Here is an 11278-nt window from a genome sequence, read left to right as displayed (position 1 = left end):
AGATGTGTATAAGAGACAGTCCCCGAAGTCCTCCCCGAGCCCGACGGGACCGCGGCCCGCACCGCCCTGCCCACCCTGCGCGAGGCCTACCGGGCCGCGTCCCAGCTCTACGAGAAGGTCGGCGTCGGCGCCGACCTGCGCGCCGAACAGGCCCGCGCCGAGAGCGACGAGAGCGCCGCCCGCGCGGAGCTGGACCGCCTCACCAACAAGGTCCGCACCCGCGCCGCCCAGCTCCTGGAGGGCACCGACGGAGCCGACGGCCCATCCCGCCAGGCCGCCGCCGCCCGCGCCGAAGCACACGTCCAGCTCCTGGAGACCCGCGCCTCCACCGCCAGCGAGCATCTGGGACGGCTGCGCGGCGAGGCCGAGCGGCTCGCCCCCGACGACGAGCGGCAGCACCACACCGAACTGCCGGACGACCTGGTCCCGGCCGACGCGGAGGAGGCCCAGACCCTCCTGCGTACCGCCACCACCGAGCTGGCCGCCGCCACCGGGGCCCTGGACACCGCCCGCGCCGCCCACAGCGAGCTACTGCGCGCCCACCGCACCGCCGAGGACTCCGCCGGCGGCTTCGACGAAACCGCGGCCCTGCTGCGGGACCTCCTGCGCGACCACGGCGCGGAGGACGGGACCGAGCACCCCGACCCCTACCCCGGCACCCTGGAGGAGGCCCGGCAGTCCGCGGCCGAGTCCCGCCGCTCCCTGCGCGGCTGCAACGCCGACCTCTCGGCCGCCGAGAGCGCCGTCCGGGAAGCGAGCGACGTCCTCGTCCGGCACGCCAACTCCACCCGGTACGAACAGGTCCGCACCCCGGCCCGCCAGCAGATCCGCGAGCTGCCCGCCTCCGCGCTGCCCGAGCACGCCCAGAAGTGGGCCGACGCCTTCGCCCCCCGGCTGCGCGTCCTCACCGACGAACTGATCCAGCTGGAACGCAACCGCGACTCGATCGTCGACCGGCTGCGCGGGCTGGTCGACTCCGCGCTCACCACCCTGCGCTCCGCCCAGCGGCTCTCCCAGCTCCCCGAAGGACTGGGGGAGTGGTCGGGTCAGGAATTCCTCCGGATCCGCTTCGAGGAACCCGACCAGGCCACCCTCACCGAACGCCTCGGCGAGGTCGTCGACGAGGCCACCCGCGCCGCCCTCAAGAAGAACTCCGACCTGCGCCGGGACGGCATGTCCCTGCTGCTCCGGGGCGTCGAGGCGGCGCTGCGCCCCAAGGGCATCGCGGTGGAGATCCTCAAGCCGGACGCCGTGCTGCGCGCCGAGCGCGTCCCCGTCGGGCAGATGGGCGACGTCTTCTCCGGCGGTCAGCTGCTCACCGCCGCCATCGCCCTCTACTGCACGATGGCGGCCCTGCGCAGCAACGACCGGGGCCGTGACCGCCACCGGCACGCGGGCACCCTGTTCCTCGACAACCCGATCGGCCGCGCCAACGCCACGTACCTGCTGGAGCTCCAGCGGGCGGTGTCGGACGCGCTGGGCGTGCAACTGCTGTACACGACCGGTCTGTTCGACACGACCGCGCTCGCCGAGTTCCCCCTCGTCATCCGGCTGCGCAACGACGCGGACCTGAGGGCCGGGCTCAAGTACATCAGCGTGGAGGAGCATCTGCGCCCCGGTCTGCCGCAGCAGGACCCGGACGGAGAGACGGTCCACGGCGAGATCACGGCGACCCGTATGTTCAAGCGGAACGAGCAGGCAGCCGCCGGAACCCCGGCACCGCGGCCCGGCGCGTAGGGCCTGTCGTCACATGCCGTCTGCCGGGCTGAGCCGCCCGGCGGACGGCAGCGGCGGCGGCCCGCGGGTCAGGCCCGGGAGAGGTCTCCGGTCTTCCGGCGGCCGGCTATGCCACCGCCCGTGCCGTCCCGCTCGGCCGCCCGCTCGGCCCGGCGGGACCGGCGCCGTTCACGACGTATCTGCCGGGCCGAACTGCTCGGCATGGACACCACGCCGTTGCGCTGGTTCCACACCTGCCGGGTCACCCAGACGTCGAGCACCGACCAGGTGGCGACCACCGTGCTGGCCACACTGCTGAGCACCATCGGGAAGGCCAGCCAGGAGCCGGTCAAGGTGCTCAGAAAAGCGACCATCGCCTGGATGATCGTCAGCGCCATGATGAGCACGGCGCGCACGGCGGCCGTTCGCACCGCGTCGGGCATCCGCCGCTTCGAGGCCGGCTCCTCCACCCACAACTGCCGCGGGGCCCGTACCCCGTCCGCGGCTTCCGTATCCGCGGCCGCCGGTACTCCGGCGCTCCCGCGTTCCTGCGTGCTCAAGGACCTTCAACTCCCCACCACTGTCCGACTTCAGGGTGGCTGCCCGGCTTGCGCCGGTTCTACGCGGGCGGAACACGTCCGTCCTGCCGCGCACGACCCCACCGTGCGCCTACCCCGTACATATGGACGAACCACCCGTCCCGAAGATTCCCCTGAAAAGCGCCCGCAGGGAACAGAAGGTCACGGAGCGAAAAAATCCAGCCAACTGATACATGCCGGTACCGACAGGTCCGGCCGGTACCCTCTGTCGCTTTCGCGAATTTCATCTCCGGGAATACCGGGACAACTCATGATCAAGTCCAAGGTGGACGGCTGAAAACCATCCGGACGTGTCTTCGAGTTGTCTCTGGGGCAGTAGTAGGCTCGCGCCGTTTATTGACGCAGGACGGACCTCGCCCGCGTCAGCCCGATGCGCGCCGGTGTACGCACGGTGCGCGGCGGGGCAGGGCCGAGGGACGACCGGGAGAAGACCACCCCCGCGGTGCGGGGCCGATCTGGGGGAGGCCATGCGCTTTCGCGGGAAGTCCATCCGCAGGAAGATCGTGGCGTTGCTGCTGGTGCCGCTCGTCTCCCTCACAGGCCTCTGGGTCTTCGCGACCTACATCACCGGCCGTCAGGCCGACGAGCTGATGAGTGCCGGATCCATCGTGGAGAAGGTCGGCCACCCGCTGGAGGACGCCGTCCGCGCCGTCCAGGCCGAACGACGGCAGACGCTGGTCTTCCTCGCCGACCCCCGGGCCTCCGACGCGCTCCCCGTCCTCATGGGCCAACGCGCCGCCACCGACCGCATCGTGGGCGAGGTCAGGGAGAACGCCCGGGAGCAGGACGTCCGGGAGGCGCTGACCGCCTCCGACGCCGCGCGCCTGGACGCGATCCTCAGCGCCGTCGACGGCCTGGACGCCCTGCGCGTATCGGTCGAGAAGCGCACCATCAGCCGGGCGAAGGCGCTGGACTTCTACAACGGCCTCGTCGACCCCTCGTACCGCTTCCTCAACGGACTCCACCCCCTGGAGAACGTGTCGATGGACCAGCAGATGCGGGCCCTGGTCGGGGTCTCCCGGGCCCGGGAGATGCTCTCCCGCGAGGACGCGTTGATCGCCTCGGGCCTCATCGCGGGCCGCTTCACCACCTCCGAACTGCGCCAGATATCCGGCCTCGTGGCCCGGCGCGAGCTGCTCTACGAGGTCAGCCTGGAGCACCTGCCCGCCGCGGAGCGCCGACGCGTCGAGCAGTTCTGGGGCAGCCCCGACACCGAGCCGCTGCGCACCGCCGAGGACGCCCTGATCGCCGCCGGCCCGACGAAACGACCCGGCGCCGTCGACGCCGACCGCTGGGAGGAGTCGGCCGTGCCCGTCCTCGACCGGCTGGCGGGCGACGCCACGGAGATGGGCAACCGCTTCCAGGACCGTGCCGAACCGGCCGCGTACCGGGTCCTCGTCCAGGCCGGGATCGCCGGAGTCCTCGGTTTCCTGGCCCTCATCGTCTCGGTCTTCGTCTCCGTACGCATCGCCCGTGAACTCGTCCGCGACCTCTCCCGGCTGCGCAAGGACGCCCACGAGGTCTCCGGCGTCCGGCTGCCGAGCGTCATGCGCAGGCTGGCCGCGGGCGAGCAGGTGGACGTCGAGACCGAGGCCCCGCACCTCAGTTACGAGCCCGACGAGATCGGCCAGGTCGGACAGGCGCTCAACACCCTCCAGCGGGCCGCCGTGGAGGCCGCGGTCAAGCAGGCGGACATGCGGCGCGGCGTCTCCGAGGTCTTCGTCAACCTCGCCCGCCGCAACCAGGTCCTCCTGCACCGTCAGCTCACGCTGCTGGACGCGATGGAGCGCCGTACCGAGAGCGGCGACGAACTGGCCGATCTGTTCCGCCTCGACCACCTCACCACCCGCATGCGGCGCCACGCCGAGGGCCTCGTGATCCTCTCCGGCGCCGCCCCCTCCCGCCAGTGGCGCAAGCCGATCCAGCTGATGGACGTCGTGCGGGCCGCCGTCGCCGAGGTCGAGGACTACGAACGCATCGAGGTCCGGCGCCTCGCCCGGATCGGCGTGGGCGGCCCCGCCGTCGCCGACCTCACCCATCTGATCGCCGAACTCCTGGAGAACGCCACCGTCTTCTCACCCCCGCACACCGCGGTCCAGGTGCACGGCGAACGCGTCTCCAACGGCTTCACGCTCGAAATCCACGACCGGGGCCTCGGCATGGCCCCCGAGATCCTCCTCGACGCCAACCTGCGGCTCGCCGAGACCCCCGACTTCGAACTCTCCGACACCGACCGGCTGGGCCTGTTCGTCGTCAGCCGGCTCGCCCAGCGGCAGAACGTCCGCGTCTCCTTGCAGAAATCGCCGTACGGAGGCACCACCGCGGTCGTGTTCATCCCCGCGGCGCTGCTCACCGACGCCCCCGACACCCACGGCACCGGGTTCCGCCTCGACCGCCGGGCCGAGCGGGCGATCGGGGGCGGCCGGAGCTCCGACGCGGCGCAGGGCGCGCAGGGCACGGCCCCGGGCGGGGAGCGCCGCGTCAACGGCAGGTCCGCGGTCCTGTCCCCGGTGCCCACCGGGCTCACCGGGCCGGGCGTGCTGGACGGCCCGGTCGAGCTGGAGGCTCCGGTCGGCCCCCTGGACTTCGCCGGCGACCCGCTGGACCGTTCACCGGATCCGGCCCTGGACCCGGCCCACGGCCCCGTCCTGGACGGCGTCTCCGATCTGGAGGACACCGAGAGCGAGCGCGGCGGCATCTTCCGCGCCCGGGACCTGCGCCGCGAGGGCGACCGCGAGCCCCGCCGCGACGAGCCCGGCGGCGCGCGCCGGGCCACCGACCTGGACCAGCACCAGCAGGCCCGCGACCACGCCGACGAGCCCCCGGCGGAGGTGCGCCCGATGCGCCCCGCAGGCCCCGTCCCGCTGCCGCGCCGTACCCCGCCGACGCTGGTCACCGACCGGGGCCGCCGGGTCGAAGACCCGGGCGGCGACCCGCTCGACGACCCGGCCGAGACCGCCGCGAAGGCGACCGGCCCGGTCCCGCACACCGCCGACCGGACGCCCGAGGCGGCCGACAGGTCCCGGACCTCCGACGCACCCTGGACCGTACGAGCCGCCGCACACCGCACGACAGAGCCCTCCCGCACGACAGAGCCCTCCCGTGCCACGGAAGCACCGCGCGTCACAGAGCCACGGCACGACGGGGCCCCGCCGCCGGCCGGTCCACCGGCGCCCGACACCGTGGGCGGGCTGCCCCGGCGGGTCCGGCAGGCCAGCCTTTCCCGCCGGCTCCGGGAGGACTCCGCGGACCGGACTCCGCAGCGGGCGCCCGTGGACACGTTCGACGACGCCGAACGCGATGCCGACGAGGTACGTGACCGCATGGCCTCGCTCCAGCGAGGCTGGCAGCGCGGCCGTCGGCAGAACGCCGCCGAACCCGCCGAACCCGCCGAGAACCCCGACACCACCGACACCACCGAGAACACCGAGGACACCGGCGGCCCCGGTGGCACAGCACCAGGAACCACTCCGGGAGGGGACGGTCGATGACCGCACCGAACGCCGCAGCACCCAACCCCGCACGCCACGGCTCGGGCGAACTGAACTGGCTGCTCGACGAACTCGTCCAGCGCGTCGCCAGCATCCGCAAGGCGCTGGTGCTTTCCAGCGACGGACTCGCCACCGGCGCGTCGGCGGACCTGACCCGCGAGGACAGCGAGCATCTCGCCGCCGTCGCCTCCGGGTTCCACAGCCTCGCCAAGGGCGTGGGCCACCACTTCGACGCGGGCAGGGTGCGCCAGACCGTCGTCGAACTGGACGAGGCGTTCCTCTTCGTCACGGCCGCCGGCGACGGAAGCTGTCTCGCCGTCCTGGCGGACGCCGACTCCGACGTGGGCCAGGTCGCGTACGAGATGACCCTGATGGTCAAGCGCGTGGGGGCCCATCTGGCCAACGCCCCACGGACGACCGGTCTGCCCGCCGGAGGGTGAGCGTGGCGGGCATGAGCGCCGACTCCCCCCGGGGCACCGGCCCCGGATCCACGGACGGGTCCGTCGACCCCCAGGTCTCGCGGTGGTACGACGCGGAGGCGGGACCGGTGGTCCGCCCGTACGCGATGACCCGCGGGCGCACCAGCAGCGCCTCCCGTCACCGCCTCGACCTGATCGCGCTCGTCGTGCCGGAACCGGCCGCCGACGATCCCGGCCGGGACCAGACGCTCGCGCCCGAGCATGTGGCGATCGTCGAACTCTGCAGCGACATGCCCCAGTCGATCGCCGAGCTCGCCGCCGAACTCGACCTTCCCGTAGGGGTGGTACGAGTCCTGGTCGGCGACCTCGTCGAGGACGAACTGGTGCACGTCACCCGTCCCGTTCCGCCGGCCGAGCTGCCGGACGTGAACATTCTTCGCGAGGTTATCCATGGCCTTCGGGCGCTCTAGCCGCCGAAAGCAGCGGCACGTCGAGCCCGTCACCCTCAAGATCCTGGTGGCGGGCGGGTTCGGCGTCGGCAAGACGACCGCGGTCGGCGCGGTCAGTGAGATCAGGCCGCTGCGCACCGAGGAGCGCCTCAGCGAGGCGGGCCGTCCGGTGGACGACCTGGAGGGGGTCGAGTCCAAGACCACCACCACGGTCGCGATGGACTTCGGCCGGATCACGCTGCGGGAGGACCTGGTCCTCTATCTGTTCGGCACGCCGGGCCAGGACCGCTTCTGGTTCCTGTGGGACGAACTGGCCCAGGGCTCCCTGGGCGCCGTCGTCCTCGCCGACACCCGGCGCCTTGAGGACTGCTTCGCCGCGGTCGACTACTTCGAGCGCAGGCGGATCCCGTTCACGGTCGCGGTCAACACCTTCGAGGACGCCGAGCGGTTCCCGACGGAGACCGTGCAGGCCGCCCTCGACCTCGACCCCGAGGTCCCGGTGCTCGTCTGCGACGCACGGGACCGGGCAGCCGTGCGCGACGTCCTCGTCGCGGTCGTGGAGCACGCCCTGGAGCGCGCGGCACGAGCCCGCGAACCCGTCGCCACCTGAGCCGGGGGGCGGGTCCCGGCACGCGTGCGGCCCGTACCCCCGCCGACAGGGGTACGGGCCGCACGGCGTCCGGCGGACCGGGCCCCGAGTGTTCTGCGGCGGTGACGCCCCGTCAAGTGGAGGGCAGGGAAAAACTGTGAGGGCCGGCCGGGCTCAGCGGACCGCCACCACCGCCGAACCGTGCCCGAACAGCCCCTGGTTCGCCGTGATGCCGACCCGTGCGCCCGGTACCTGACGTTCCCCGGCCCGTCCGCGCAACTGCCGGGTGAGCTCGCAGACCTGCGCGATGGCCTGGGCGGGGACAGCCTCGCCGAACGAGGCCAGACCGCCGCTCGCGTTCACCGGAACCCGGCCTCCCAGCGCGGTCGCCCCCGTCCGCAGAAGCTTCGCCCCCTCGCCGGGACCGCACAGCCCGATGTCCTCGTACCACTCCAGCTCCAGTGCCGTGGACAGGTCGTAGACCTCCGCCAGCGAGAGATCCTCCGGCCCGATCCCCGCCTCCTCGTACGCGGTCCGTGCGATCGAGGCGCGGAAGCTCTCGGAGGAGGGGTCCACCGCCACCGCCGAGTCCGTGCCGATGTCCGGCAGGTCCAGGACGGTCCTCGGGTAGGTCGGCGTCACGGTGGAGACGGCCCGGATCCGCACCGGATCACGTGCCCCGTGACGGCGCGAGAACTCCATGCTGGACAACACCAGGGCGGCGGCGCCGTCGGACGTGGCGCAGATGTCCAGCAGCCGCAGCGGATCGGCGACCATCGCGGAGGCGGCGACCTCCTCGGCCGTCACCGGCTCCCGGTAGCGGGCGTACTCGTTCAGCGCCCCCGCCGCCGCGTTCTTCACCTTGACCAGCGCGAAGTCCTCCGGTGTGTCCCCGTACAGCGCCATGCGGCGGCGGGCGAACAGCCCGAAGTACGCCGGATTCGTCGCGCCGAGCACCCGGAAGCGCAGCCAGTCCGGGTCGTCCGGCCGCTCCCCGCCCGCCGGGGCGAAGAACCCCTTGGGCGCCGCGTCGGCCCCCACCACCAGCACCACGTCCGCCAGACCCGCCAGGATCTGCGCCCGCGCCGTGTCGATCGCCTGTGCCCCGGAGGCGCAGGCGGCGTACACGGACGCCACCCGCGCCCCCTGCCACCCGAGCGCCCGGGCGAACGTCGCCCCCGCCACGTACCCCGGATAGCCCCCGCGCACCGTCTGCGCGCCGACCACCGACCGGACCTCGGGCCAGCCGATGCCCGCGTCCGCGAGGGCGGCGCGCGCGGCGATCCGCCCGTAGGTGACGAAGCCGCGCCCCCACTTGCCCCACGGGTGCATCCCGGCCCCGAGGACGGCCACGTCGCCGGTCATGAACCGGCCCCCGCCGCCGCGACGGGACGCCAGTGCCAGGTCGTGTGCACGAGGCCCGTCGCCCGGTCCTCGTCCAGGACGCCCGGTACGACCTCCACCACCGAACCGACGGGGAGATCGGCCACGCCCACCCCCGGGGCGGCCTGCCCCAGCACCACCATGCGCTCGGCGGCCAGCTCGACGGCGACCAGCGTGTACGGGGTCCAGGGCTCCTCGGGGTCGCTGACGTACGGGGGAGGGGGCCGGTAGCGCCCGTCGGTGCAGGACCACACCGTGCCCCGTTTCGACAGCGGGGCCTCCTCCAGTTCGCCCCCGGGGCAGCCCGGGTTGCGGCAGTGGCCGTCCTCCCGGGGAAAGTGCACCGACCGGCAGCCGGAGCACCGGGTGCCCAGCAGCCGGAAATCCTCCTCCGCGGTGTCCTCGGTGAACCAACCGGCCACCACGGGTATGCGCGTGCGCGACAAAGCCCCTCCCGGCACTGGATCTGACGGAACGTCAGAAGTGTGTCACGGACACCTCTGTCCGGCGAGAGGTCCGGCCCGCCGGTCCGGTCAGGCGCGGTCCCGGTCGCGCCCGGCCTCAGCCGCGCCCGGCCTCCGCTCCGCTGCCCTCCGCTCCGCGGGGCTCGGCCTGGCCGCGCTCGCCCCCGCCGTGCTCCGCCAGCCACTTCGCCGCGGTCTCCGCCAGCTCCGCGTCCCGGCCCGCGAGCATCGTCCGGATCATCCGCGCGTCCCCGCGCAGCGACCACACCGGATGTCCGAACGTGGCCGGGTTGTTCTTCTCGATCAGGAAGTGCGCGGGCCACGCCGTGCCGTACCCGATCAACGGCAGGGCCGCCACGCAGCGTTTCCGGCCCCGCGCAAGCCCGTATGCGGAGATCGCGAGCCCGGTCAGGGTGCCGGTCAGATGGACCCAGCGGGTGGCGGCACGGGAGTGCATCGCGACGTAGTACGGCCAGAATTCCTCGTACGTATCGAACGTCTGCTGTGGCATACGGGCACCGTAGCCGCCCGATCGGCAACCGAACACGCCCCTTTCGCGTCCGAGATGAAGAACGGGCGGCCGGAGCCCACGGGGGTGGTCCCGGTCGCCCGTTCCCCGCCCCTCGGGGCGGCCCGTTCCGTCAGTGCCCGGCGACCGGCCGGCGGTGCACCGGGAAATCGAAGTAGGTGTCCGGGAACGGCTCGGGCCTGAACGTGAAGTGCCACCACTCCTCCGGCAGATTCACGAACCCCACCTCGGTCAACGTCCGCTTCAGGAGCTGCCGGTTGGCGCGCTGAGGCCCCTGGATCCGGGGATCGTCCGTGTGCGACAGGGTGTCGAAGCAGTCGTAACCCGTGCCCATGTCCACCGAGTTGTCGGGGAACCGCTCGCCCTTCGGTGCGAAGCAGGGGGTCAGCCGCTCGCCCGGACGGTACGGCCTGGTGGGCAGGGCGGGGAGGCGGACCAGGGTCAGGTCCACCGTGCTGCCCCGACTGTGCCCCGACTTCTCCGCGATGTAGCCGTCCTCGAACAGCCGGTCCTTGTCGACCCGCGGATAGAACTCCTCCTTCATGGACTGGTCGTCGAGGTCCTTCGCCCACCGCACGAAGTGGTCCACCGCCCGCTGCGGCCGGTAGCAGTCGTACACCTTCAACGAGTACCCCTGACGCAACAGCCGTTTCTGCGCCAGGTGCAGGGCGCGGGCGGCGGGCCGGGTCAGGATGCAGACCGGCTGCCGGTATCCGTCCACCCGCTCGCCCAGGAAGGTGTGCGGCGTGGTGTAACGCATCTCCTGGATGATCGTCGGGTCCACCGAGCGCAGCGCCACGAACTCCTCGGGAGCTTTCGGTTCGGGGCGCGCCTGTGCCGCGGGGGAGAGCGCGGTGACGGCGAGGAGGGCGGCGGCCGTGGCGGCCAGGGCACGCAGAGCGGTACGCATTGCTGTCATGGGCACACCGTCTATCAGCTTCGCGGCCTCCGGGAAAGGACGCCAGGTCGCGCCCCCCGGAACGCGGGAAGGACCGCAGACGCGGGAAGGGCCGGAGACGCCGCGACGACGGTTCGATACAGTCCGCCCGTGTCCGAACCCGGCAACAGCCCATCCCCGCCCGCCCCGCGGCCGCCCCGGTACGTACGGGACTCCCACTGCGGCACCTGCGGAGCCCCGTACACCGCGATCCCGTCCGCCGGCACCTGGCCCCGCACCTGCGCGCACTGCGGAACCACCGCCTACCGCAACCCGCTCCCCGTCGCGGTGGCCCTGCTCCCCGTCACCGGCCCGCGCTCCACCGGACTCGTCGTCATCACCCGCACCATCGAGCCGCGGAAGGGCGGCACCGTCCTGCCCGGCGGGTTCATCGACCACGCCGAGGACTGGCGCGCGGCGGTCGTCCGGGAACTGCGCGAGGAGACCGGCATCGAGGCCGCCGCGGAGGACGTCCGCCTCGCCGACACCCTCAGCGACACCGCCGGCCACCTCCTGGTCTTCGGTCTCCTCCCGGCACGCCCCCTCGCTAGCCTCCCGCCCTCGGTCCCCACCGACGAGACGTCCGGCTACGACGTCCTGTACAGCCCGCGCCCACTGGCCTTCCCGCTGCACACGGAGGCGGCCGACGCCTGGTTCGCCCGCCGCCGCGGCTGAGGTCGGCACGGGCCGACGGCACCACGA

The 11278-nt window shown here is 73.1% G+C and carries 10 protein-coding genes and 1 pseudogene; 6 read left to right on the top strand and 5 right to left on the bottom strand.

The window, feature by feature from the left end; all coding sequences use genetic code 11:
* Positions 1 to 21: 21 nt before the first annotated feature.
* Positions 22 to 1737, top strand: a pseudogene (locus tag CR470_RS30220) (hypothetical protein); the annotation flags it as partial.
* A gap of 68 nt (positions 1738 to 1805) precedes the next feature.
* On the opposite strand, the gene CR470_RS30215 reads toward CR470_RS30220, so the two are convergent.
* A complete protein-coding gene (locus CR470_RS30215; RefSeq protein WP_097870669.1) occupies positions 1806 to 2159 on the bottom strand; it encodes a hypothetical protein in 354 nt (117 codons plus the stop codon).
* Between the two features lie 623 nt (positions 2160 to 2782).
* Here CR470_RS30215 and CR470_RS30210 point away from each other — a divergent pair.
* Genes CR470_RS30210 through CR470_RS30195 form a run of 4 tightly spaced genes read left to right on the top strand, consistent with a single transcriptional unit; the run spans position 2783 to position 7284 of the window.
* A complete protein-coding gene (locus tag CR470_RS30210; protein WP_097870667.1) occupies positions 2783 to 5806 on the top strand; it encodes a sensor histidine kinase in 3024 nt (1007 codons plus the stop codon).
* The gene (locus tag CR470_RS30205; RefSeq protein WP_097870666.1) at positions 5803 to 6246 is read left to right on the top strand and encodes a roadblock/LC7 domain-containing protein; all 444 of its coding nucleotides are present in this window, start codon (positions 5803 to 5805) and stop codon (positions 6244 to 6246) included. The genes CR470_RS30210 and CR470_RS30205 overlap by 4 nt, the downstream gene beginning before the upstream one ends.
* Before the next feature lie 11 nt (positions 6247 to 6257).
* On the top strand, positions 6258 to 6695 hold the full coding sequence (locus tag CR470_RS30200) for a DUF742 domain-containing protein (protein WP_018960627.1): 438 nt from the start codon (positions 6258 to 6260) through the stop codon (positions 6693 to 6695).
* Positions 6676 to 7284, top strand: coding sequence for a GTP-binding protein (locus tag CR470_RS30195; RefSeq protein ID WP_097870665.1), 609 nt, complete (start codon positions 6676 to 6678; stop codon positions 7282 to 7284). The genes CR470_RS30200 and CR470_RS30195 overlap by 20 nt, the downstream gene beginning before the upstream one ends.
* 153 nt (positions 7285 to 7437) lie before the next feature.
* On the opposite strand, the gene CR470_RS30190 is transcribed toward CR470_RS30195, so the two are convergent.
* The 4 genes from CR470_RS30190 to CR470_RS30175 all read right to left on the bottom strand — a co-directional run bounded on the left by CR470_RS30190 (position 7438) and on the right by CR470_RS30175 (position 10549).
* Positions 7438 to 8628: a lipid-transfer protein gene (locus tag CR470_RS30190; protein ID WP_097870664.1), complete on the bottom strand. Its 1191-nt coding sequence runs from the start codon at positions 8626 to 8628 to the stop codon at positions 7438 to 7440.
* Positions 8625 to 9092 carry a Zn-ribbon domain-containing OB-fold protein gene (locus CR470_RS30185; protein WP_179892419.1) on the bottom strand — a complete coding sequence of 156 codons (468 nt, stop codon included), beginning with the start codon at positions 9090 to 9092 and terminating at the stop codon, positions 8625 to 8627. The genes CR470_RS30190 and CR470_RS30185 overlap by 4 nt, the downstream gene beginning before the upstream one ends.
* A 115-nt stretch (positions 9093 to 9207) precedes the next feature.
* Complete coding sequence (locus CR470_RS30180; protein WP_097870663.1) at positions 9208 to 9621, bottom strand: DUF962 domain-containing protein; 414 nt, start codon at positions 9619 to 9621, stop codon at positions 9208 to 9210.
* Positions 9622 to 9751: 130 nt separating this feature from the next.
* Positions 9752 to 10549 (bottom strand): M15 family metallopeptidase, encoded by a 798-nt coding sequence (locus CR470_RS30175; RefSeq protein WP_179892420.1) that lies wholly within the window; start codon positions 10547 to 10549, stop codon positions 9752 to 9754.
* 138 nt (positions 10550 to 10687) lie between these two features.
* Here CR470_RS30175 and CR470_RS30170 point away from each other — a divergent pair, with 138 nt between their 5' ends.
* Positions 10688 to 11251, top strand: a complete 564-nt coding sequence (locus tag CR470_RS30170) for an NUDIX domain-containing protein (RefSeq protein WP_097870661.1) — start codon at positions 10688 to 10690, stop codon at positions 11249 to 11251.
* Positions 11252 to 11278 lie beyond the last annotated feature (27 nt).

This window comes from Streptomyces sp. rh34 (assembly GCF_002551245.1).
Taxonomy (GTDB): domain Bacteria; phylum Actinomycetota; class Actinomycetes; order Streptomycetales; family Streptomycetaceae; genus Streptomyces.
The sequence above is the reverse complement of the archived record's forward strand: the minus strand, read 5'-3'. Positions and strand labels throughout refer to the sequence as shown.

Excerpts from the sequence above, each read along its gene's own strand:
- CR470_RS30215 (WP_097870669.1), bottom strand. The coding sequence starts at position 2,159 with ATGCCCGACGCGGTGCGAACGGCCGCCGTGCGCGCCGTGCTCATCATG.
- CR470_RS30205 (WP_097870666.1), top strand. The coding sequence starts at position 5,803 with ATGACCGCACCGAACGCCGCAGCACCCAACCCCGCACGCCACGGCTCG.
- CR470_RS30200 (WP_018960627.1), top strand. The coding sequence starts at position 6,258 with ATGAGCGCCGACTCCCCCCGGGGCACCGGCCCCGGATCCACGGACGGG.
- CR470_RS30195 (WP_097870665.1), top strand. The coding sequence starts at position 6,676 with ATGGCCTTCGGGCGCTCTAGCCGCCGAAAGCAGCGGCACGTCGAGCCC.
- CR470_RS30210 (WP_097870667.1), top strand. The coding sequence starts at position 2,783 with ATGCGCTTTCGCGGGAAGTCCATCCGCAGGAAGATCGTGGCGTTGCTG.
- CR470_RS30190 (WP_097870664.1), bottom strand. The coding sequence starts at position 8,628 with ATGACCGGCGACGTGGCCGTCCTCGGGGCCGGGATGCACCCGTGGGGC.
- CR470_RS30180 (WP_097870663.1), bottom strand. The coding sequence starts at position 9,621 with ATGCCACAGCAGACGTTCGATACGTACGAGGAATTCTGGCCGTACTAC.
- CR470_RS30175 (WP_179892420.1), bottom strand. The coding sequence starts at position 10,549 with ATGCGTACCGCTCTGCGTGCCCTGGCCGCCACGGCCGCCGCCCTCCTC.